This is a genomic window from Serratia sp. 25CWL12 (genome assembly GCF_055790885.1).
The window spans coordinates 2,289,170-2,315,291 of the sequence record NZ_CM147698.1 but is presented as its reverse complement, the minus strand read 5'-3'; the positions used below and the strand labels follow the sequence as shown (position 1 = coordinate 2,315,291).

Annotated in this window: 5 protein-coding genes and 1 pseudogene; 4 read left to right on the top strand and 2 right to left on the bottom strand. The window is 54.2% G+C overall.

Annotation, left to right across the window (positions count from 1 at the left end; all coding sequences use genetic code 11):
• Positions 1–54: 54 nt before the first annotated feature.
• Positions 55–660, bottom strand: a complete 606-nt coding sequence (locus ACX9GV_RS10075) for an ankyrin repeat domain-containing protein (RefSeq protein WP_473195404.1) — start codon at positions 658–660, stop codon at positions 55–57.
• Positions 661–1,083: 423 nt separating this feature from the next.
• On the opposite strand from ACX9GV_RS10075, the gene ACX9GV_RS10070 reads away from it, so the two are divergent.
• Positions 1,084–2,022 carry a LysR substrate-binding domain-containing protein gene (locus ACX9GV_RS10070; RefSeq protein WP_473195403.1) on the top strand — a complete coding sequence of 313 codons (939 nt, stop codon included), beginning with the start codon at positions 1,084–1,086 and terminating at the stop codon, positions 2,020–2,022.
• Positions 2,023–2,081: 59 nt separating this feature from the next.
• Here the strand turns inward: ACX9GV_RS10070 and ACX9GV_RS10065 are convergent.
• A pseudogene (locus ACX9GV_RS10065) lies at positions 2,082–2,265 on the bottom strand (IS1 family transposase); the annotation flags it as partial.
• Between the two features lie 419 nt (positions 2,266–2,684).
• Here ACX9GV_RS10065 and ACX9GV_RS10060 point away from each other — a divergent pair.
• Genes ACX9GV_RS10060 through ACX9GV_RS10050 form a run of 3 tightly spaced genes read left to right on the top strand, consistent with a single transcriptional unit; the run spans position 2,685 to position 26,106 of the window.
• Complete coding sequence (locus ACX9GV_RS10060; protein WP_473195402.1) at positions 2,685–3,263, top strand: ESPR domain-containing protein; 579 nt, start codon at positions 2,685–2,687, stop codon at positions 3,261–3,263.
• On the top strand, positions 3,248–12,913 hold the full coding sequence (locus tag ACX9GV_RS10055; RefSeq protein WP_473195401.1) for a beta strand repeat-containing protein: 9,666 nt from the start codon (positions 3,248–3,250) through the stop codon (positions 12,911–12,913). Before ACX9GV_RS10060 ends, ACX9GV_RS10055 begins: the two co-directional genes overlap by 16 nt.
• Before the next feature lie 11 nt (positions 12,914–12,924).
• Positions 12,925–26,106 (top strand): autotransporter outer membrane beta-barrel domain-containing protein, encoded by a 13,182-nt coding sequence (locus tag ACX9GV_RS10050; protein WP_473195400.1) that lies wholly within the window; start codon positions 12,925–12,927, stop codon positions 26,104–26,106.
• The last annotated feature ends 16 nt before the right edge of the window (positions 26,107–26,122 follow it).

The following is a 26,122-nucleotide window of genomic DNA, read 5'->3' as shown; positions in this document are numbered from 1 at the left end:
AATTACCACTTACCAGCAACTTGAATGAACATGGCAATTGTCCGCTTATCCTCTTTATGCGCCCGCCGCTATCAGCAGTTCAGCGATTTCGTGATAGCCTTTTTCTTTAGCCAACGTCAGTGGTGACTTGCCATATTTATCGGTCATATGAGGATTGGCACCATGCTCAAGCAGCAATTTAACAATTTCCTGCTGCTTCGGCCCACCATCGTTGAGTACGATGGCTTCCAGCAACGGAGTCCAGCCAACAAAATTGGTGTGGTTAAGATTAATATCGGTACACGTTAATAATTCACGCACAATTTCTACATGGCCTTTTTCACTGGCAGGCGTAATACCAACACCACCAAAACGCGTTAAACGATCCAGGTCCGGCTTGGCGGGTAATACCAAGCGTAATAATGTCAAATCGTTATTGAGGCAGCTTAATAGGAAAGGGTTAAAGCAAGTTTGGTCCTGCTTGTCAACATCTGCGCCGGCAGATATTAATAACTCAACACAATCGTAGTGTTTATTGAGGCTAGCCAAAGTAATTGCGGTACGACCTTGACGGTTGGTACAGTCAAGGTTGACATTATTGCTGATGCATTTTCTTAATGTATCAATATCCCCTTGTTCTGCAGCATAAAGGAATTCGCTATTCATTGAAGTATCAGACATATATTGTTCCTTTTTCTTGTGTTTTTGCCTGCTATTTATTGATAGCAAGAGTATCAATAAACAGCTAAGAAGAACATCCGGTTAAAAAGCATTCATTGCAAAGCAGCTGATTGTTGAATATTATTCAACAACAATAACAAAGCGTGCGACAGCTCAATATTTTTCTGCGGGTTGGTTCTTTTTTTAGGGTAAATGCTGCTTTAATCCCCTTGTTTTCGCTGTCTGCAACGTCGAGGGGGAAACCAATCATCAGAAATGTGAAGCCCATCAAGTAAGTTGTAAAGACAGTGTTAAATTACGTTCAATACTGTGACCACGCTTGTTTGCCACATTGGCAGGAGTTTGGGTATAAAGGCGGTTGGGTTAGATCTCCCCTTGCTCTACCGCCGCCATCCAGCAAGGGAATGGAGCCAAGTGTAACCAATGAACTCGATTTTTACCGAAGAGAATCTTTTGGCATTCACCACCGCGGCGCGCTTTGCCAGCTTCAGCAAGGCAGCGGTGGAACTGGGCCTGACAACCTCAGCGATCAGCTACACCATCAAGCGAATGGAAACCGGCCTTGATGTGGTGCTGTTTAATCGTAACACGCGCAGCATTGAACTGACGGAGTCAGGTTTTTATTTCTACCGTAAAGCGACTGATCTACTTAATGATTTCCATGCCATCAAACGTGGCATCGACACTATCTCTCAAGGGATAGAGGCTCGGGTGCGTATTTGCATTAACCAGTTGCTCTATACCCCTCGCCATACTGCCCGGTTGTTGCAGGTACTGAAGAAACAGTTCCCGACCTGCTATATCACGGTGACGACGGAGGTCTACAATGGTGTTTGGGACTCCATCATTAATAATCAGGCGAACATTGCCGTTGGGGCACCAGATACCCTGCTGGATGGGGGAGGTATTGATTACACCGATATTGGAGCTATCCGCTGGGTCTTTGCCATTGCCCCTGATCACCCTCTGGCATTTATGCCGCAGCCCATATCAGAGAGCCAACTCAGGCTCTACCCAAACATTATGGTTGAGGACACGGCACATACCCTGAATAAGAAAGTAGGTTGGTTGTTACATGGGCAGGAAGCGATTTTGGTGCCAGATTTCAATACTAAATGCCAGTGCCAGATTTTGGGTGAGGGTATCGGTTTTTTGCCGGAGTATATGGTGAGTGATGCGGTAGCAGAGGGGCTGTTGATCATCCGCACCATCCATAACCCGCGCCAGGATTCCCGTATGTTGCTGGCGACACAGCACGCAGCAACCGGGCAGGTCACACAGTGGATCAAAAAGCAGTTTAAACCGGGGGGCGTGTTAGCCGAGATTTATGCCGACCTGCTCTATACGTTGAACTCTGAATAATGACAGGGTTTGTCGAGATAAAGGGGGAGGTAATGACTCCAATGAGTAGAACATAGACTTTCGATGAATGCCCCGATGACTTTTCATGCAACTTCATTGAGCATAAAAAGCAAATCGTTCTACGCACCAAACGCTTAATGCGAGTTCTTAACGTCAGGCTGTTACCTTCAATACGTTGAGTGAAAATTTTCCGCTCAAATGTTTATCATTCGGTACTTCCCGCCTATGACTGCCCCAGTCGTTGCATTTTGTTCTGCACTTTGCATAAGTTTGGGTATGTAAAAGAATGGTTAACTGATTTTTTTTTCTACTACACTTTCTTAAGAAGCGAATGAGTCTCAAACCTGATGCTCATGAGGCTCTCTATACTCAATTGCAGGGCTGTTGGTTGAGTTATTCAGCCTGGTTCCCTGTAATTACTCGTTTCGGCGCCAGAGGTGATGTGGGTGCGAAAGGGCTTTACCGGTAACTTGAGTGTGGCAGGACATAAAGAGTTCACACCTTATCACGCTATTCTATAAAACATTAACTCAATTTATTTAACAAACCTGTGTCAGTGTTACGCAAAGAGTCATACGATGGGTGACATCATCATATAACCAATAAATTCAAGATATTGTCACCTCATTTAGAGCAACGCTGGCATAGAGGGGATGGACACTATGAATCGTGTATACCGTGTTGTTTTTAACTACGCCTTAGGGCTTATGCAGGTGGCTTCTGAGTTTACACGCCGTACGGGTAAGTCATCCTCTGGTCAGACCGTGGTTGAAGGTGCTGGTCGTCACGCTACAGAGAGTCAAACAATTAAAAAAAGCGCTTTATCAATACGTGGTTGGCCACTGCTGAGTGCGGTTTGCCTGGTTTTATTCTCGCAGGGGGTATTTGCCAATGGTACGGGTGGCGATAACGCTTCTTTCAGGGGCGGGAATGGCGCTTATGGTGGAGCCGGCGGGGGTGGGGGCGCTAATGGTGCAGGTGGGCAACCTAGTCCCCGTTCTATAGCGGGTTCCGCTGGTTTAGCCAATGGTACTGGCGGCGCTGGCGCAAGAGGTACCGCGAATGACAACAGTGACCCTTGGGGGGCGGGAGGCTCAGGTGGAAGTGTCGGTAGCGCAGGTAATCCGCTAGGTGGAGTTGGTGGTGCCGGAGGTGATGCTACCTGCACACCTTCCTGTACGAGTGGTTTTGGTGCTGGTGGTGGGGGGGAGGGGGCGCTGGTTTTGTGGGTAGCACATTAAACACAGTTACAGCGATTGCCCGGGGTGGTAATGGGGGTAATGGCGGTAATGCCTTAGCGAGTGGTGGTATGGATGGGGGGAGTGGCGGTGGCGGTGGTGCCGGTATCGTGCTGACAGGGACCGGCACCACCACGGTGAATAATAATATTTTTGGTGGTTCGGGGGGTAATGGCGGCCCTGCTGCTGGTAGTGGTGCTGGTTCTGGCTTTGGTGGTGGAGGTGGTAGTGGGCTGATGAGTACTGGCGTCAGTATTACTAATAGCCGGACCATTACCGGGGGCACTGGTGGTACTGGAGCAAGTGGTACTTATACTGCAACTAGTCGTTCTGGTGGGGTCGGTGGCGCAGGGATAACCGGGTCATCATTGACCATCACCAACACCGGAACTATTCAGGGGGGGAGTGGCGGAGCAAGTGGCACGGGTGCCACAGGTACACAGGGGGCACTGGCGGCGGGTGGCGTTGGTATCACTGGCAGTAATATGACCATCATTAACACCGGTACTATCAGCGGTGGTCTAACTAGCACCGGTGGTGCGCGCAGCAATGCCATTGCATTTACTACGGGTACTAATCGCCTGGAGTTACGGGCGGGCCACACGATTAACGGTAATGTCGGGGGGGGGGGAACCAATACCTTGACGTTGGGCGGTACGACCAACGCTACCTTTAATATGTCCCTTTTCGGTGGTCAATTCAGTAGTTTCACGGCATTACAAAAAACCGGCACGAGTACCTGGACCCTAAGCGGTAGCAGTACTACTACTTCGCCATGGACTATTTCGGCTGGTACATTGCAGGCGAGCACTAACGGCGCATTGGGGAATGGGGCAATTAGTGTTGCTAATGGTGCGGTGTTATTCTTTAACAGCTATTCCGGGACAGCATTTGTCAATACATTAACGGGTGCGGGGACCTGGACGTTAAATAACAGTAATATCAGTATGGCCAGCCGTACCAACGCCAGCAACTTTACCGGTATTTTTAACCAAACTAACACCTCCAGCTTAACCCTGAATAACGCCACATCATTAAATAGCAATGCCCGGTTTAATATGACCAATGCGAATAGCCGCTTGCTGATTAATAATACCGCCAACTATACCCTGAATAATGGCATTACCGGTGCAGGGCAAATTAATGTCAATGGCAGCAATGCGAATTTGAGCTTTGGTTTTGGTGCCAATGCCGGTAGTGCTTTTACCGGTACCGTGAATCTGCAAAACAGCCAGTTCGCTTTGACCGGTAATAATACGACAGCGTTAACCCGAGCGACACTCACCCTAAGCAGTGGCAATCGGACCACGGTGGGTGCGGCGGGAACAACCAGTACGCAAAATATCGGCAACCTGGGCATAGCCGGTGGCACAGCAGAGTTTTATAGCAATTTATTCAGTGATCGTGCGGATAGCATTATTAGCGCCACCGCCCTGACCGCCACCAGTGGCACCATTAATATTGTGGGTGATGGTGCCATCAATGCCAATACGTTAATAGGGAGTCGTTCTTTACTTAACCAGAATATAAATACCCAGTGGACTCAGTTGGTGAACGCCACCAGCGCCGGCAGTGTCAGTGGGTTAAACATGCAGCTCAATGGGGCTGCAGTGAACCCAGGTGTGCGCTATGGCATTACTCAAAATAGTGAGCGTGTAGCCAACGGGCTGTATGATTTTAGCTTATTGAATAACGGCAGTAGTGGTCAGGGTCTTTATATGGGCTATGACCTTGGCTCGATAGAGTTGTTGGTCAATAGTGCTAATGCCTTGGTGATCGCCACCGATGGGGTCGTAGGGTCTAACAATAATCTGTCGGTTAACCTGTTTGGTACCGGGGGCATTGTACTGGATGGCACCCAGGCTGCGTTAACCATCTCCAACAGCACCAACAGTTACAGCGGTAACACCACCATCCGTGGGGGTACCGTCTTGCTGGGGGCCAGTGGGGCTTTGGGGAGCACCAACTTACTGGCGGTGAACAACGGCAGTACCTTGAACCTCAACAGCTTTAACCAGAGTGTGTCGACCACCACCAATGACGGCACGGTATTGCTGGGCAGCGGTGTGCTCACCAGTGGGGCATTAACCAACAATGGCACCATTAACCTGGGGACCGGTACCTTGACACTGACCCAGGGGGGGACGTCCAGTGCTACCGGGGGGTTAAGCGGTAATGGGCTGTTGAATCTCCAAGGTGGGACCTTGACAGTGAGTGCCGCCAATGGCGGTTTAACCGGTAATAGCACCATTGCCACCGGGGCGACCCTGGTGTTGAACAGTGCGGGGACCCTGGGCAGCAGTGCGGTGAATGTGGGGGGTAACCTCAATTTTGCCCGTAATGGCAGCTTTGCCAACCAACTCAGTGGTCTCGGCACCATCAATACCCTGGGGGATGTGCAACTCACCGGTAATAACAGTTTTACCGGTAATCATGTCATTGCGGCGAATAGCCGGTTAACCGTCAATGCGGCTAACAATCTGGGGCAGTCAGCAGCGAGAGTGAATTTAACCAGCAACACCTCTGGCCTGGTTTTTAATGGCGTGACAGGGAATGTGGCCAATGCGCTGACCGGGGTAGCGGGCTCGACGGTCACCCTCAGTGCTCTGGCGAATATGTCCCTGTCGGGTAATAACAGTACCTTCAATGGACTCTATGACCTGATTGGCAACAGTACCCTGACCGTGGCGCAGGCTCAGAATCTGGGTAACGGTTCGGTGGCGATGGCCAGTGGCAGCAATTTACTGTTTAGCAATTATGCCAATGGTGTTTTGAGCACCTTGGATAATACCCTCAGCGGGGCAGGCACCTGGACGCTGAACGCCAGCCATATCAATCTGAGTAATAACAATCGAACGCTGGATTTGAGTGGGGTGATGGATCTCACCAATGGCTCTAGCCTGAATATTGACGGCAGCACCGTACTCAATACTCTCGCCAGGGTGAATGTGGCGGATACCGGCAGCGATTTGAATATCACCACCACCGGGGCCTTTACCTTCAATAATGGGTTGAGCGGGTTGGGGGATGTTAATGTCAGCACCAACAACACGGCGTTTAATTTTGGTACCGCAGTAGGCAGCGCTTTTGCCGGTACAGTGAATTTACAAAATACCCTGTTTGACCTCATCGGCACCAATACCAGTACGTTAACCCTGGCAACTCTGGACTTGGGGACGGGGAGCTATACCACGGTCGGTAGCAGCAACGTGACCAGTACGGAAAGTGTCGGCAATGTCAGCCTGAATGGCGGCACGCTGAAGTTTTATGGTGATATCCAGGGGCAACGTGCAGATGGCTTGATCACTACCGACGACTTCACCGCCACTGGCGGCATTATTGATCTGGAAAGTCCGGCAATAGTGGCCAATAGTACTGGCAGCGGCTCGCTGCTCAATCAAATGACCGATGGCGATAGCGTGCAGTTGGTGAGTGCCCAAACCGCCAGTGGGGCCGACCAACTGACCTTGCAGATCAATGGCGATGAGGTGGGGCAAAATGTTTCCGACGCCATTGAACAGAATGGCGTGCATGTTGCCAACGGGATTTATGATTACGGCTTGAGCAACAGTGGGGAGAATGGCGAGGGGTTGTATATGAATTACGCCCTTACCGCCTTGGAGTTGCTGGAAGATGGCGACGATGCACTGGTGATAGCGACCGACGGTTTGCCTGGCTCCAACAACGACTTGCTGGTTAACGTGTTTGGCACTGGCGGTCTTGTACTGGATGGCACCTTGGCCCCGTTGACTATCTCCAACAGCACCAACAGTTACAGCGGCAGCACCACTATTGCTGGGGGCAGCGTGTTGCTGGGGGCCAGTGGGGCGCTGGGGAGTAGCTATTTACTGACCGTGGACAGTGGCAGTACCTTTAACCTCAATAACTACAACCAACAGGTGGGAAGCACCACCAATGAGGGCACGGTACTGTTAGGCAGCGGTGTGCTGACCAGTGGGCTATTCACCAACAATGGCATCATTAACCTGGGGACCGGGACCTTGGTGCTCACCGAGGGCGGGACCTCCAGTGCGACCGATGGGTTAACCGGCGCGGGTTTGTTACAGGTACAAGCCGGCACTTTCACCGTCAGTGCCGCCAACAGTGGGCTGACCGCTGATACCGACATTGACAGCGGCGCGACGCTGGTACTGAACAATGCCGGGACCTTGGGCAGCAGTGATGTGAACGTGGACGGTAACCTGAATTTCGCCCGCGATGGCAGTTTTGCCAATCAGCTCAGTGGTGCCGGCACCCTCAATACCCTGGCAGATGTACAACTCACCGGTGATAACAGCGCGTTTAACGGTGCTCAGGTGATTGGGGCAGACAGTCGGTTAACCGTGACTGATGCCAATAATCTGGGGGCCGCCAGCGCCACCGTGGATTTGACCACCGACAGTTCGGTGCTGAATTTCAGTGGTGTGACGGAGGATGTGGCTCATGCCCTGACTGGGGTGGTTGATTCCACCGTCAGTATCAGCAATGGGGCCGATATGTCCCTGTCTGCGGATAACAGCAATTTTTACGGTTTGTTTGATCTGGTCGATAACAGCACCTTGACGGTGACCCAGGCCCCACAATTGGGCAATGGTGTAGTCGCCATCGCCAGTGGCAGCAACTTGCTGTTTAGCGACTATGCCAACGAGGCCTTAAGTACCTTGGATAACGTCCTCAGCGGGGCGGGTACCTGGACACTGGATGCCAGCCATATCAATCTGAGCAATAGCAGTAATGCACAGGGCTTGAGTGGTGTCGTGGACCTGACTAATGGATCCAGCCTGAATCTTGACGGCAATACCGTGCTGAACAGTGCCGCCAGAGTAAATGTGGCGGATATCGGCAGTGATTTGAATATCACCACCACCGGGGCGTTTACCTTTAATAATGCGCTGACCGGGTTGGGGGATGTCAATGTCAACACCAACAACAGTGCGTTTAACTTTGGCAGTACGGTGGGCAGTGCGTTTGCCGGTACGGTGAATGTGCAAAATACCCTGTTTGCCCTCGCCGGTGATAACACCAACGCGTTAACCTTGGCGACGCTGGATCTGGGCACCAACAGTCATGCGACGGTCGGTAGCAACGGGGTGACTACCACCGAATCTGTCGGCAATGTAGACCTGAATGGCGGCACCCTGACGTTTTATGGCGACCTGCCGGGGTTGCGTTCAGATGGCTTGCTCAGTACCGATAATTTTATCGCCACCGGCGGTACAGTAAATATTTTAGGCAATGCAGCGATAGATAACACCCCCGGCAGTGGCTCACTGCTCAATCAAATGACCGGCAATAATGCCATGCAACTGGTGAGTGCCACCACGGCGACGGGGGCTGACCTGCTGACCTTGCAGATTAATGGTACTAACGTTGGGCAAAATACCTCAGACCAAATTGAACAGAATGGCGTGCATGTTGCCAACGGGATTTATGATTATGGCTTGAGCAACAGCGGGGATAATGGCGCCGGCCTGTATATGGATTATACCCTTACCGCCCTGGAGTTGCTGGAGGACGGTAACGATGCACTGGTGATAGCGACCGATGGGCTGGCGGGCTCCAACAATGACTTGCTGGTTAACGTGTTTGGCACCGGCGGTCTTGTACTGGATGGCACCTTGGCACCATTAACCCTTTCCAACAGCACCAACAGCTACAGCGGCAGTACCACCATCCGTGGGGGCAGCGTGTTGCTGGGGGCCAGTGGGGCGCTGGGGAGTACCTATTTACTGGCCGTGAACAGCGGCAGTACCTTTAACCTCAATAACTACAACCAAACGGTGGGGAGCACCACCAATGAGGGCACGGTACTGTTAGGCAGCGGTGTGCTGACCAGTGGGGCGTTAACCAACAACGGCACCCTTAACCTGGGGACCGGCACGCTAGCGCTTACTGCGGGGGGCACCTCCAGTGCGACCGATGGCTTAACCGGTGCGGGTTTGTTACAGGTACAAGCCGGCACTTTCACCGTCAGTGCCGCCAACAGTGGGCTAACCGCTGATACCGACATTGACAGCGGCGCGACGCTGGTGCTGAACAATGCCGGGACTTTGGGCAGCAGTGAGGTGAACGTGGACGGTAACCTCAATTTCGCCCGTGATGGCAGTTTTGCCAACCAACTCAGTGGTGCCGGCACCCTCAATACCCTGGCAGATGTACAACTTACCGGTGATAACAGTGCGTTTAGCGGTGCCCAGGTGATTGGCGCAGACAGTCGTTTAACCGTTACTGATGCCAATAATCTGGGGGCCGCCAGCGCCACCGTGGATTTGACCACCGACAGTTCGGTGCTGAATTTCAGTGGTGTGACGGAGGATGTGGCTCATGCACTCACTGGGGTGGTTGATTCCACCGTCAGTATCAGCAATGGGGCTGAGATGTCCCTGTCTGCGGATAACAGCAATTTTTACGGTTTGTTTGATCTGGTGGATAACAGCACCCTGACGGTGACGCAAGCCCCACAATTGGGCAATGGCTCGGTCGCCATCGCCAGTGGCAGCAACTTGCTGTTTAGCGCTTATGCCAACGGAGCATTAAGCACCCTGGATAACGCGCTGAGCGGGGCGGGCACCTGGATGCTGGATGCCAGCCATATCAATCTGAGCAATAGCGGTAATGCACAGGGCTTGAGTGGGGTTATAGATATCACCAATGGCGCCAGCCTGACGCTTGACGGCAACACCGTGCTCAACAGTGCCGCCAGAGTGAATGTGGCCGATACCGGCAGTGACTTGAATATCACCACCACCGGGGCGTTGACCTTCAACAATGCGCTGACCGGGTTGGGGGATGTCAATGTCGACACCAACAACAGCGGGTTTAACTTTGGCAGTACGGTGGGCAGTGCGTTTGCCGGTACGGTGAATTTACAAAATACCCTGTTTGCCCTCGCCGGTGATAACACCAACGCGTTAACCTTGGCGACGCTGGATCTGGGCACGGGCAGTCATGCGACGGTCGGCAGCAACGGGGTGACCACCACCGAATCTGTCGGCAATGTAGACCTGAATGGCGGCACCCTGACGTTTTATGGCGACCTCCCGGGGGTACGTGCAGATGGCTTGCTCAGTACCGATAATTTTATCGCCACTGGTGGGACGGTGAATATTCTGGGTAATGCAGCAATAGACAACACCCCCGGCAGTGGCTCACTGTTGAACCAAATGACCGGCAATAATGCCATGCAATTGGTGAGTGCCACCACGGCGACGGGGGCTGACCTGCTGACCTTGCAGATCAATGGTACTAACGTTGGGCAAAATACCTCAGACCAAATTGAACAGAATGGCGTGCATGTTGCCAACGGGATTTATGATTATGGCTTGAGCAACAGTGGCAGCAATGGCGCGGGCCTGTATATGGATTATACCCTTACCGCCCTGGAGTTGTTGGAAGATGGCAACGATGCACTGGTGATAGCGACCGACGGTTTGCCAGGATCCAACAACGACTTGCTGGTTAACGTGTTTGGCACCGGCGGTCTTGTACTGGATGGCACCTTGGCACCGTTAACCCTTTCCAACAGCACCAACAGTTACAGCGGCAGCACCACCATCCGTGGGGGCAGCGTGTTGCTGGGGGCCAGTGGGGCGCTGGGGAGTACCTATTTACTGGCCGTGAACAGCGGCAGTACCTTTAACCTCAATAACTACAACCAAACGGTGGGGAGCACCACCAATGAGGGCACGGTACTGTTAGGCAGCGGGGTGCTGACCAGTGGGCTATTCACCAACAATGGCATCATTAACCTGGGGACTGGCACGCTAACGCTGACTGCGGGCGGGACCTCCAGTACTACCGATGGGTTAACCGGCGCAGGTCTGTTACAGCTACAAGCCGGTACCTTCACTGTCAGTGCCGCCAACAGTGGGCTAACCGCTGATACCGACATTGACAGCGGCGCGACGCTGGTGCTGAACAATGCCGGGACCCTGGGCAGCAGTGATGTGAACGTGGACGGTAACCTCAATGTCGCCCGTGATGGCAGTTTTGCCAACCAGCTCAGTGGTGCGGGGACCATCAATACCCTGGCGGATGTGCAACTCACCGGTGATAACAGTGCGTTTACCGGTGCCCAGGTGATTGGGGCAGACAGTCGGTTAACCGTCACTGACGCCAATAACCTGGGGGCCGCCAGCGCCACCGTGGATTTGACCACTGACAGCTCGGTGCTGAATTTCAGTGGTGTGACGGAGGATGTGGCTCATGCACTCACTGGGGTGGTTGATTCCACCGTCAGTATCAGCAATGGGGCTGAGATGTCCCTGTCTGCGGATAACAGCAATTTTTACGGTTTGTTTGATCTGGTGGGCGGCAGCACCCTGACGGTGACCCAAGGGCAACAACTGGGCAATGGCTCGGTGGCCATCGCCAGTGGCAGCAACTTGCTGTTTAGCGCTTATGCCAACGGGGCCTTAAGTACCTTGGATAACGCCCTCAGCGGGGCGGGCACCTGGATGCTGGATGCCAGCCATATCAATCTGAGCAATAGCGATAATGCACAGGGCTTGAGTGGGGTTATAGATATCACCAATGGCGCCAGCCTGACCATTGACGGCAACACGGTGCTCAACAGTGCCGCCAGAGTGAATGTGGCCGATACCAGCAGTGATTTGAATATCACCACTACCGGGGCGTTGACCTTCAACAATGCGCTGACCGGGTTGGGGGATGTGAATGTCGACACCAACAACAGCGCCTTTAACTTTGGCAGTACGGTGGGCAGTGCGTTTGCCGGTACGGTGAATTTACAAAATACCCTGTTTGATTTGTCCGGCACCAATACCACCAGCTTAATGCTTGCTACCCTGAACCTGGGCACCGGCAGTAACACCAACGTGGGTGATGGGGTGCAAACCCTCGGTGGTCTGGTGTTCAATGGCGGTGAATTAACTTACGCCCATATCACTGAAAATAACGGTGTGATCACCGCTGACGGCATCATTACGGCACAAACCATTGACACCACCGCCGGCGGCACCGTGAGTGTTAACCTACCACCGAGTTTATCCCCTAGCTTGGCGGGGTTGAATACGCTGGATCTGGATACCGGGGTGGCTATTGTGACGTTGGCGACGGGGGTTGCCATTGGCACCGGCAGTGAATTGACCCTGACCGATGGGAGCAATACCCCGATTACCGACATTTATCTGCAAGGCATTACCAATCCCAACGACACCACTGTTGCGGCGATGGGGAGTTTTGTTTATGGCTTGAGTACCGGGGTTGGGCAAGATGGTTTATATGTCAGTTATCTGTTGCAACAACTGGAACTGTTAACCACCGGCAGCCAGGCGCTGATGTTAGAAGGTAGCCTGGCGAATAATGGGACTCGACACAATGATCTCGGTGCCAAAATTACCGGCAGTGGGGATTTGGCTATCGACTCCCCCAATGATGGCACCATCATTACCTTGTCTAACAGTAGCAATGATTACACCGGCGATACTTTTGTGCGCTCAGGGATCTTGCAACTGGCGGCGGACTCGGCCTTGGGGCAGACCACCACCCTTGACCTGAGCAGTGGGGCGGCGGTGGATTTAAATGGCCACACGCAAACAGTGCAAACCCTGCTCAACAATGGGGTGCTGGACCTGGCGGGCGGTTCGTTACTGCTCGCCCAAGGGGGAGCTCTAGTTCCACCGGGGGTTTGACCGGTGATGGTTTGTTGACAGTTCAAGGGGGCCTCTTCACCGTCAGTGCCGCCAACAGTGGCTTAACCGCTGACACCGAGATTGACAGCGGTGCGACGCTGGTGCTGAACAATACCGGGACTCTGGGCAGCAGTGAGGTGAACGTGGAAGGGAGCCTCAATTTCGCCCGCGATGGCAGCTTTGCTAACCCACTCAGTGGTGCGGGGACCATCAATACCTTGGCGGATGTGCAACTCACCGGTGATAACAGCCTGTTTACCGGTGCTCAGGTGATTGGCACCGACAGCCGGTTAACCGTGACTGACGCCAATAATCTGGGGGCCGCCAGCGCCACCGTGGATTTGACCACCGACAGCTCGGTGCTGAATTTCAGTGGCTTGAGTGAGGATGTGGCCAATGCGCTCACCGGGGTGGCAGACTCCACCGTCAGTGTCAGCAATGGGGCTGATATGTCCCTGTCTGCGGATAACAGCAATTTTTACGGCGTGTTTGATCTGGTGGGCGGCAGCACCCTGATGGTGACCCAGGGGCAACAACTGGGTAATGGCTCGGTCGCCATCGCCAGTGGCAGTAATCTGCTGTTTAGCGCCTATGCCAATGGGGCATTAAGTCCCCTGGATAACGTGCTGAGCGGGGCGGGCACCTGGACGCTGGATGCCAGCCATATCAATCTGAGCAATAACAGTGATGCACAGGGCTTGAGTGGGGTGCTGGATATCACCAACGGCGCTAGCCTGACCATTGATGGCAGCACGCTGCTCAATACTCTCGCCAGGGTGAATGTGGCGGATACCGGCAGTGATTTGAATATCACCACCACCGGGGCGTTGACCTTCAACAATGCGCTGACCGGGTTGGGGGATGTCAATGTCGACACCAACAACAGCGCGTTTAACTTTGGCAGTACGGTGGGCAGTGCGTTTGCGGGCAATGTCAATTTGCAAAACACACTGTTTGATCTGTCCGGTACTAATACCACCAGCTTAACGCTCGCTACCCTGAACCTGGGTGCGGGCAGTAACACCAACGTGGGAGATGGGGTGCAAACCCTCGGTCATCTGGTGTTCAATGGCGGTGAATTAGCTTACGCCCATATCACTGAAAATAACGGTGTGATCACCGCTGATGGCATCATTACGGCACAAACCATTGATACCACTGCCGGCGGTACCGTGAGTGTTAACCTGCCAAGCAACTTATCCCCCAGTTTGGCAGGGTTAAATACGCTGGATTTAGATACCGGGGTGGCTATCGCCACCTTGGCCACCGGTGTGGCCACCGGCACCGGCAGTGAATTGATCCTCACTGATGGGAGCTATACCCCGATTACCGGCATCTATCTTCAAGGGATTACCAATCCTGGTGATAGCCAAGTCGCGGCAATGGGGAGCTTCGAGTATGGCCTGAGTACTGGGGCGGATAGTAATGGTTTATATGTCAGTTATCTGCTGAAACAGCTAGAACTGATAACCACCGGCAGCCAGGCACTGATGTTACAGGGCACCCTGGTCAATAACGGCACTCAACGCAATAATCTCGGGGCCAAAGTGACCGGCAGCGGGGATTTGGCTATCGACTCCCCCAACGATGGCACCATCATCACCGTGTCCAATGCGACCAATGACTACACCGGCGACACGTTGGTGCGCTCAGGGATCTTGCAACTGGCGGCGGATTCGGCCTTGGGGCAGACCACCACCCTTGAGCTGAGCAGTGGGGCGACGGTGGATTTAAATGGCCACACGCAAACAGTGCAAACCCTGGTCAATAATGGGGTGTTGGACTTGGCGGGCGGTTCGTTACTGCTCGCCCTGGGCGGGAGCTCAAGCGCTACGGGGGGCTTGACCGGTGATGGTCTGTTGACGCTACAAGGGGGCACCTTTACCGTCAGCGCCGCCAACAGTGGCTTAACCGCCGATACCGACATTGACAGCGGCGCGACGCTGGTGCTGAACAATGCCGGGACCTTGGGCAGCAGTGAGGTGAATGTTGACGGTAACCTGAATTTCGCCCGCGATGGCAGCTTTGCCAACCCACTCAGTGGTGCCGGCACTATCAATACCCTGGCGGATGTGCAACTCACCGGTGATAACAGCCTGTTTACCGGTGCTCAGGTGATTGGTGCCGACAGCCGGTTAACCGTGACTGACGCCAATAATCTGGGGGCCGCCAGCGCCACCGTGGATTTGACCACCGACAGTTCGGTGCTGAATTTCAGTGGTGTGACGGAGGATGTGGCTAATGCCCTCACTGGGGTGGTTGATTCCACCGTCAGTATCAGCAATGGGGCCGCTATGTCCTTGTCTGCGGATAACAGCAATTTTTACGGTGTGTTTGATCTGGTGGGCGGCAGCACCTTGACGGTGACCGAGGCGCCACAACTGGGCAATGGCTCGGTGGCGATTGCCAGTGGCAGCAACCTGTTATTTAGCGCTTATGCCAATGGGGCGCTGAGCACCTTGGATAACGCGCTGAGCGGGGCGGGCAACTGGACGCTGGATGCCAGCCATATCAATCTGAGCAATAACAGTGATGCACAGGGCTTGAGTGGGGTTATAGATATCACCAATGGCGCCAGCCTGACGCTTGACGGCAACACCGTGCTCAACAGTGCCGCCAGAGTAAATGTGGCGGATACCGGCAGTGATTTGAATATCACCACCACCGGGGCGTTGACCTTCAACAATGCGCTGACCGGGTTGGGGGATGTGAATGTCAACACCAACAACAGCGCGTTTAACTTTGGCAGTACGGTGGGCAGTGCGTTTGCCGGTACGGTGAATTTGCAAAATACCCTGTTTGCCCTCGCCGGTGATAACACCCGCGCGTTAACCTTGGCGACGCTGGATCTGGGCACCAACAGTCATGCGACAGTTGGCAGCAACGGGGTGACCACCACCGAATCTGTCGGCAATGTAGACCTGAATGGCGGCACCCTGACGTTTTATGGCGACCTGCCGGGGTTGCGTGCAGATGGCTTGATCAGTACCGATAATTTCATCGCCACCGGCGGGACGGTAAATATTTTAGGCAATGCAGCGATAGACAACACCACTGGCAGTGGCTCATTGTTGAACCAAATGACCGGCAATAATGCCATGCAACTGGTGAGTGCCACCACGGCGACGGGGGCTGACCTGCTGACCTTGCAGATTAATGGTACTAACGTTGGGCAAAATACCTCAGACCAAATTGAACAGAATGGCGTGCATGTTGCCAACGGGATTTATGATTATGGCTTGAGCAACAGCGGCAGCAATGGCGCGGGCCTGTATATGGATTATACCCTTACCGCCCTGGAGTTGTTGGAAGATGGCACCGATGCGCTGGTGATAGCGACCGACGGTTTGCCAGGCTCCAACAACGACTTACTGGTTAACGTGTTTGGCACCGGCGGTCTTGTACTGGACGGCACCTTGGCACCGTTAACCCTCTCCAACGGCACCAACAGTTACAGCGGCAGCACCACCATCCGTGGGGGCAGTGTGTTGCTGGGGGCCAGTGGGGCGCTGGGGAGTAGCTATTTACTGGCTGTGAACAGCGGCAGTACCTTTAACCTCAATAACTACAACCAACAGGTGGGAAGCACCACCAATGAGGGCACCGTGCTGTTAGGCAGCGGTCTGCTGACCAGTGGGGCGTTAACCAACAATGGCATCATTAACCTGGGGACCGGTACCTTGGTGCTCACCGAGGGCGGTACTTCCAGCGCTACCGATGGCTTACTGGGTGATGGCCTGTTGCAGCTACAAGCAGGTACCTTTACCGTCAGTGCCGCCAACAGTGGGCTGACCGCTGATACCGACATTGACAGCGGCGCGACGCTGGTGCTGAACAATGCCGGGACCTTGGGCAGCAGTGATGTGAACGTGGACGGTAACCTCAATTTCGCCCGTGATGGCAGTTTTGCCAACCCACTCAGTGGTGCCGGCACCCTCAATACCCTGGCGGATGTGCAACTTACCGGTGATAACAGCGCGTTTACCGGTGCCCAGGTGATTGGGGCAGACAGTCGTTTAACCGTCATTGACGCCAATAATCTGGGGGCCGCCAGCGCCACCGTGGATTTGACCACTGACAGCTCGGTGCTGAATTTCAGTGGCGTGACGGAGGATGTGGCTAATGCACTCACTGGGGTGGTTGATTCCACCGTCAGTATCAGCAATGGGGCAAATATGTCCCTGTCCGCCGATAACAGCAATTTCTATGGCGTGTTTGATCTGGTGGGCGGCAGCACCTTGACGGTAACCCAGGCCCCACAATTGGGCAATGGTTTAGTCGCCATCGCCAGTGGCAGTAACTTGCTGTTTAGCGCTTATGCCAACGGTGCATTAAGTACCTTGGATAACGCGCTTAGCGGGGCGGGTACCTGGACACTGGATGCCAGCCATATCAATCTGGGTAATAGCAGTGATGCACAGGGCTTGAGTGGTGTGGTGGACCTGACTAATGGCTCTAGCCTGACTATTGACGGCAACACGGTGCTGGACAGTGCCGCCAGGGTGAATGTGGCGGATATCGGCAGTGATTTGAACATCACCACCAGCGGGGCGTTTACCTTTAATAATGCGCTGACCGGGTTGGGGGATGTCAATGTTGATACTAACCAGACGGTATTTAATTTTGGTACCACGGTAGGCAATGCGTTTGCGGGTACGGTGAATTTACAAGATACCCTGTTTGACCTATCCGGCACCAATACTGACACGTTGGCCCACGCCACCCTGAACCTGGGTCTCGGCAGTAACACCACGGTCGGGGCCAGTGGGGTCATCAGCACAGAAACTGTCGGCGATGTCAGCATCGATGGCGGTAGTGTGACGTTTTATGCCGGCATTCCCGGCCAGCAGGCGGATGCGGTTATCGCGACTGACAGCTTGACTGCCAATGGCGGGGTGGTGAATGTGTTGGGCAATGTTGCCATTGATAACACCCCACCCAATGGTTCACTGTTGAATCAAATTTCGGCCTCCAATGGCATTCAACTGGTGAGTGCCCAGAGCGCTTCGGGGGCCAGTCAGTTAACCTTGCTGATTAACAGCAATGCGGCAGGGCAAGGGACCTTGAGCCAAATTGACCAGGGCGGTGTCCATGTTGCCAACGGGATTTATGATTATGGCTTGAGCAACAGTGGCCGTTATGGGGCGGGCCTGTATATGAATTACGCCCTCACCGCCCTTGAGTTGCTGGGTAATGGTGTAGATGCGCTGGTGATTGCTACCGATGGGCTGGCGGGCTCTAACAACACCCTGTCGGTGAATATCTTTGGTACCGGTGACTTGGTGCTGGCGGGTGCCTTGGCACCGTTAACGATTTCCAACAGCACCAACAGCTATAGCGGCACCACCACCATCAGTGCAGGCTCGGTGTTGCTGGGGGCCAGTGGGGCGCTGGGCAGCACCAGTTTGCTGGCAGTGAACAGCGGCAGTACCTTTAACCTCAATAGCTACAACCAAATGGTAGGAAGTACCCTCAATGAAGGCTCGGTGTTGTTAGGCGCTGGCGTGTTGACCAGTGGGCTATTCACCAACAACGGCAGCATTAACCTGGGGACCGGCACGCTAGCCCTCACCGCGGGGGGCACCTCCAGCGCGACCGATGGGTTACTGGGTGATGGCCTGTTGCAGCTACAAGCAGGCACCTTTACCGTCAGTGCCGCCAACAGTGGGCTGACCGCTGATACCGACATTGACAGCGGCGCGACGCTGGTGCTGAACAATGCCGGGACCTTGGGCAGCAGTGAGGTGAATGTCGACGGTAATCTCAATTTCGCCCGCGATGGCAGTTTTGCCAACCCACTCAGTGGTGCGGGGACCCTCAATACCCTGGCAGATGTGCAACTTACCGGTGATAACAGCCTGTTTACCGGCGCTCAGGTGATTGGCGCCGACAGCCGGTTAACCGTGACTGACGCCAATAATCTGGGGGCCGCCAGCGCCACCGTGGATTTGACCACCGACAGCTCGGTGCTGAATTTCAGTGGCTTGCTCGGAGATATCGCCAATGCGCTGACTGGGGTGGTTGATTCCACCGTCAGTATCAGCAATGGGGCCGATATGTCCCTGTCTGCGGATAACAGCAATTTTTACGGCGTGTTTGATCTGGTGGATAACAGCACCCTGACGGTAACCCAGGCCCCACAATTGGGCAATGGTGTAGTCGCCATCGCCAGTGGCAGTAATTTGCTGTTTAGCGCCTATGCCAATGGGGTACTGAGCGCCTTGAACAACGCCCTCAGTGGGGCGGGCACCTGGACGCTGGATGCCAGCCATATCAATCTGAGCAATAGCAGTGATGCACAGGGCTTGAGTGGTGTCGTGGACCTGACTAATGGCTCTAGCCTGACTATTGACGGCAGCACCGTGCTGAACAGTGCCGCCAGGGTGAACGTGGCGGATACCGGCAGTGATTTGAACATCACCACCACCGGGGCGTTGACCTTCAACAATGCGCTGACCGGGTTGGGGGATGTCAATGTCGACACCAACAACAGCGCGTTTAACTTTGGCACGACGGTGGGCAGTGCGTTTGCGGGGACGGTGAATCTACAAAATACCCTGCTTGCACTCTCTGGCGACAATACTCGCGCGTTAACGCTTGCCACCCTCAACCTGGGTAACGGCAGTAACACCACAGTCGGGGCCAGTGGGGTCATCAGCACAGAAACTGTCGGCGATGTCAGCATTGATGGCGGTAGTGTGACGTTTTATGCCGGTATTCCCGGCCAGCAGGGGGATGGGATCATCGCGACTGACCGCTTGACTGCCCATGGCGGGGTGGTGAACGTGTTGGGCAATATTGCCATTGATAACACCCCACCCAATGGTTCACTGCTGAATCAAATTTCGGCCTCCAATGGTATTCAACTGGTGAGTGCTCAGAGCGCTTCGGGGGTCAGTCAGTTAACCTTGCTGATTAATGGGGCGGCGGCAGGGCAAGGGACCTCGAGCCAAATTGACCAGGGCGGTGTCCATGTTGCCAACGGGATTTATGATTATGGCTTGAGCAACAGTGGCCGTTATGGGGCGGGCCTGTATATGAATTACGCCCTCACCGCCCTTGAGTTGCTGGGTAATGGTGTAGATGCGCTGGTGATTGCTACCGATGGGCTGGCGGGCTCTAACAACACCCTGTCGGTGAATATCTTTGGTACCGGTGACTTGGTGCTGGCGGGTGCCCTGGCACCGTTAACGATTTCCAACAGCACCAACAGCTATAGCGGCACCACTACTATCAGCGCAGGCTCGGTATCGCTGGGGGCCAGTGGAGCACTGGGCAGCACCACTTTACTGGCAGTGAACAGTGGCAGTACGTTCAACCTCAACAACTACCAGCAAATTGTGGGAAGTACCACCAATGAGGGCTCGGTGCTGTTAGGCAGTGGCGTACTGACCAGTGGAGCATTAACCAACAATGGTTTGATTGATCTCGGTACCGGCACCTTGACCCTGACCCAGGGGGGGAGTTCCGGCGCTACCGACGGTTTAACCGGTAGTGGATTGCTCAATGTCCAAGCCGGTACCTTCACCGTCAGTGCGGCCAACAGTGGATTAACCGCTGATACCGACATTGACAGTGGGGCGACGCTGATACTGAACAATACCGGGACCCTGGGCAGCAGTGATGTGAACGTGGACGGTAGCCTGACCTTTGCCCGCGATGGCAGCTTTGCCAACCCACTCAGTGGTGCGGGGATTATCAATACGCTGGCGGATGTGCAACTCACCGGTGATAACCACTTGTTTGTCGGTGCTCAGGTGATTGGTGCCGACAGCCGCTTAACCGTGACTGCGGCCAATCACCTGGGGGATGCTGCCGCCACGGTGAATTTAACCACCAACACCTCGGAGTTGGTCTTGAGTAGCCTGTTTGGTGCGGTGGCCAATGCACTGACCGGGGTGAGCGATTCAACGGTGACGGTCACCAATGGGTCGGCGTTGTCGCTGACGGGTGATAACAGCAACTTTAATGGCGGGTATGATCTGATTGGCAACAGCACGGTGACGGTGACACAAGCGCAGAGCCTGGGCAATGGCTCGGTGGCGATTGCCAGTGGCAGTACGTTGCTGTTTAACGGTTATTTCGCGCGCGCGTTAAGCACCTTGGATAATGCCCTCAGTGGTGATGGCCGTTGGACGCTTAATGCCAGTCATATTGACTTGAGCAATAACAGCCTGGCTCAGGACTTCAGCGGTGTGGTGAATATCACCCAGGGCTCCAGCTTGAATATCGACAGCAGCACGGTACTCAACAGTGCGGCCACGGTGAATGTGGCGGATATCAGCAGTGATCTGAACATCGCCACCACGGGGGCGTTTACCTTCAATAATGCGCTGACTGGGCAGGGCGTGGTCAATGTCAACACCAACAACACGGCGTTTGATTTTGGCACCTCGGTAGGCAGTGATTTTACCGGCAAGGTCAGCTTGCAAAACACCCAGTTTGCTCTCGCCGGCACGAATACCGGTACATTAACGCAAGCCACTCTGGACCTGGGCACGGGCAGTCATACCACCGTGGGGCGTGTTGGGGTGAGTAGTACAGAAGCCGTGGGTAATGTCAGTCTCCATGGCGGCAGTTTGGTGTTTTATGCCGGCATTCCCGGTCAGCAGGCGGATGGGGTGATTGCGACCAACAATTTGACTGCCAGTAGCGGGGTGGTCAATGTTCTGGGCAATCTTTCTATTGATAACACCCCGCCGAATGGCTCATTACTGAATCAAATTTCAGCCTCCAATGGCATTCAACTGGTGAGTGCCCAGTCAGCCACCGGGGCGAATAAACTGACCTTGCAAATCAATGGTAGCGAGGTGGGGCAAGAGACCACCTCGCAAATCGACCAGGGCGGGGTGCATGTTGCCAACGGGATTTATGATTATGCGTTGAGTAACCAGGGTCGCAATGGTGCGGGGCTGTATATGAATTACGCTCTCACTGCGCTGGAGTTGCTCGGTAATGGTGCGGATGCGCTGGTGATTGCCACCGATGGGCTGGCGGGCTCTAACAACGACCTGTCGGTGACTATCTTTGGCAGCGGTGATCTGGTGCTGGATGGCAGCCTGGCACCGCTAACCATCTCCAACAGCACCAACAGCTACACCGGTAATACCACCCTCCAGGGCGGCACGGTGGTGCTGGGGGCTAACGGGGCGCTGGGCAGTACCCGCTTGCTGACGGTCAACAGCGGCAGTACCTTTGATCTCAACAGCTACAACCAGAATGTGCAGAGTGCTGTCAATAATGGCACGGTACTGCTCGGGGCAAGCCTGCTGACCAGTGGGGCGTTAACCAACAATGGCATCCTTGATCTCGGTAGCGGTATCTTGACGCTGACCGAGGGGGGAACCTCCAGCGCGACCGGCGGTTTAACCGGTCATGGTGAGTTGCAGGTGCAAGGGGGCACCTTTACCGTCAGTGCCGCTAATAGTGGCTTAACCGGCGATACACAGATTGATAACGGGGCTACGCTGGTGCTGAACAGTGCCGGTACCTTGGGCAGCAGTGAAGTCAATGTGGAGGGTAGCCTGACCTTCGCCCGGGATGGCCGCTTTGCCAATCAGTTAAGTGGCTCCGGTATCATCAACACCCAAGGGGATGTGCAACTTACGGGCATTAACAGCTTCGGCGGTACCCAGAGGATTGCAGCGGATAGCCGCTTAACTGTCGATGCGGCTTACAATCTTGGGGATTCAACGGCGACGGTGGATTTAACCACCAATACCTCGGTGCTGGTATTCAATGGGTTGAGTGGCTTGGTGATGAATGCACTGACCGGGGTAGACGGTTCAACCGTCAGCGTCAGCAATGGCGCTGATATGGCGCTGGCTGGCGATAATAGCAACTTCTATGGGCGGTATGACTTGGTGGGTGACAGCACCCTGACGGTGATATACGCACAGAATTTGGGGCAAGGTTCGGTGGCGATTGCCAGTGGCAGCAACTTGCTGTTTAGCGATTATGCCGGTGGAGCCCCGAGTACGCTGGATAATGTGTTAACCGGGGCGGGCAATTGGGTGCTGAGTGAAAGCCACATTAATCTGGCGGGTAACAGCAATGCTCAGAATTTCAGTGGAATAGTGGATCTGACGAGTGGCTCCAGTCTGAATATTGATGGCAACACGGTGCTGAACAGTGACGCCAGGGTGAATGTGGCTGATAGCAGCAGTGCGTTAGATATCAACACCAGCGGGGCATTCACCTTCAATAATGCCCTGACCGGGATCGGTGATGTCAACGTCAACACCAACAGCGCCGCCTTTAACTTTGGTACTACCGTGGGCAGTGCTTTTGCGGGCACGGTGAATTTACAAAATACCCGGTTTGATTTGTCGGGTGCCAATACCACCACCTTGACTCAGGCGACGCTTGAGCTCGCGGCGGGCAGTAATACCTCGGTGGGGGATGGGGTACAAACCCTCGGTAGTCTGGTGTTCAAGGACGGGGTATTAACCTATGCCAACCTGAGTGAAAACAATGGGGTGGTCACTTCCGAGGGGACCATTATTGCGCAAAATATTGATACGCGCGCTGGCGGTACGGTGAGTGTCAACTTGCCAGAGACACTCTCGCCCAGTATCGAGGGGCTGAACACCCTGGATCTGGACACCGGGGTGATTATTGTCGGGTTGGCGCAAGGGGCCGCCAACGGCACGGGTGATGAGTTGATACTCACGGATGGCAACAATCTCCCCATCGAGACTATTTATCTGCAAGGCATTACCAACCCCAATAACACGACGGTCGCGGGTATGGGGACCTTTATGTATGGCCTCAGTACCGGTATCGAACTGGACGGTTTATATGTCAATTACGGTTTGAAAAAACTGGAACTGTTAACCAGCGGCAGTGAAGCGCTGGTTTTGCAGGGCACGTTGGTCAATAACGGTACCCCACACAATAATCTTAACGCGAAAATTACCGGCAGCGGTGATTTGGCGATTGATTCCCCTAATGATGGCACCATCGTGACCTTGTCAAGTAGCGCTAATGATTACACTGGTGCGACCTTCGTGCGCTCGGGTATTTTGCAGTTAATGGCCGATTCGGCCTTGGGGAATACCGCTAACCTTGCCATTAGCAGCGGTGCTCGTGTGGATTTGAATGCCCATACCCAAACGGTGGGGGCACTGAATACAGACAGCAACAGTACCTTGGCGCTCAACAATGGCAGCTTGACGGTAAAAGAGGGGGGGCAAGTCAATGGCGTGATGACCGGTGCGGGTAACCTGATATTGGCTGCCGGCACCTTGGCGCTCACCCGTCATAGCCCGGACTATAGCGCAATAACGCACATCCTCTCTGCAGCCAACGCACAGCTGACTCAAACCGGCGCGTTGGGGCAGAGTGACATTATTATCGATGGTCAACTGACGCTGGATAGCGCCGTGGGCAACCTGGTCAATGTGCTACAAGGGGCCGGTGACGTTGAGCTGACTAACGCAGCAGCGGTGACATTAACCGGCAATAACAGCCAGTATGGCGGTACTTTCTTCACACAAAGCGGCACCACCTTACAAGCCAGTGCGGCGGAGAGCCTGGGAGCCGCTGCCGTGGCTAACGACGGGACGTTGGTGTTAGAGACCGATGGGCTCTGGCAGTTTGTCACGCCCGTCAGTGGTCAGGGTACGGTGGTTAAACAGGGGAGTGGTACGCTACACATTGCCAACGACCAGGTGAGTGCGCAGACCACCGTCATTCAAGAAGGTCGCTTGCTGCTCAGCACGACGCCCGCCGTCATCGCGGGGGGACAAGCCAGTGCGATGGCGTTCAGTGGCGCCTCGTCGGCGATTTTAAACAGTCATGTCCGGGTTGAAACTAACGGTACCTTGGCGGGTGATGGCCAGGTGAACGGTAATGTGACCAACGCCGGTACGATGGCGGTTGGGCGCAGTGCCACCGGGGCGGATTACGCCGCGCTGACCATTAATGGCAACTACATGGGCAATAATGGCAATATCACGTTTGATAGCGTGTTGGGTGATGATGCCTCTCAAACGGACCAACTGGTGATTAGCGGTAACACCGCTGGCCAGAGTACGGTCACCGTCAACAATATTGGCGGCGAAGGGGCAGAAAACAGCAATGGTATTGAAATTATTCGCGTGGGGGGCGTTTCTGCGGGCAACTTTACCTTAAATGGCCGTGCTGTGGCCGGGGCACTTGATTACTTCCTCTATCAGGGAACACCCACGGACCCAGCCAATGGCAACTGGTATTTGCGCTCTAACTATGGTGATTTTGTCAACGATGTCTATCGCCCTGAAGCCGGCAGCTATATGGCCAGCATTGGCACGGCCAATACCTTGTTTAATACGCGCCTGGATGACATCAAACCCTCGGTTGATGATGGGGAACACAGCTTATGGCTGCGCCAGCAAGGCTCCCGTACCAAGTTTAATGATGCATCCGGCCAGCTTTCCAATAGCAGTAATAACTATGTGGTACAACTGGGGGGCGAGGTGTTTAACGGGCAAATCACCGGTGAAGATGCGCTCGCGGTGGGTGTGATGGCGGGTTATGGGCTGAGTAATGGCAGTTCAGACTCACGGATCAGCGATTACCGTTCTGACAACCGGTTAGACGGTTACTCCCTGGGGGTTTATGGCACCTGGTATCAATATGCCAATCAACGCCATAGCCCTTATGTGCATGGCTGGTTGCAGTACGCTTGGTTCAACGGGTCAACCGAAGGGCAGTCGGAGAGCCAGCAGGATTACCGCCTGCGCGGCGCCAGTGCTTCGGTGGAGGTGGGCTACCCCGTGCAGATTTATCAACGTGGTGATAACACCGGTTATATGACGCCGCAAGCGCAGTTAACCCTCAATGGCGTCAAAATGAAGGATTTTACTGATAGCAAAGGCACCCAGATACAACAAAGTGGTCATCATAATCTGCAAACTCGCGTGGGTGTGAAGTTCGCCAATGATATGCAGATGGCGGGGGATAAAACGGGCAAGACGGTATTCACCACCTATGCGGCGGTGAATTACATTGGCAATAGCCAGATGTCCGGTGTTTCCATGAATGGCACCACCCTGGAACAGACGGGTAACCGCCATCTGGTCGAAGTGCAAGTGGGGGCGGAAGGCAAGTTAAATAAAGACCTCACCGTTTGGGGTAACTTGACCAATCAAATTGGTGAGCAGGGTTATGACAATAAAGCGGTGATGGTTGGGGTGAAATACGCGTTCTAACGGACTGTTGTTATTG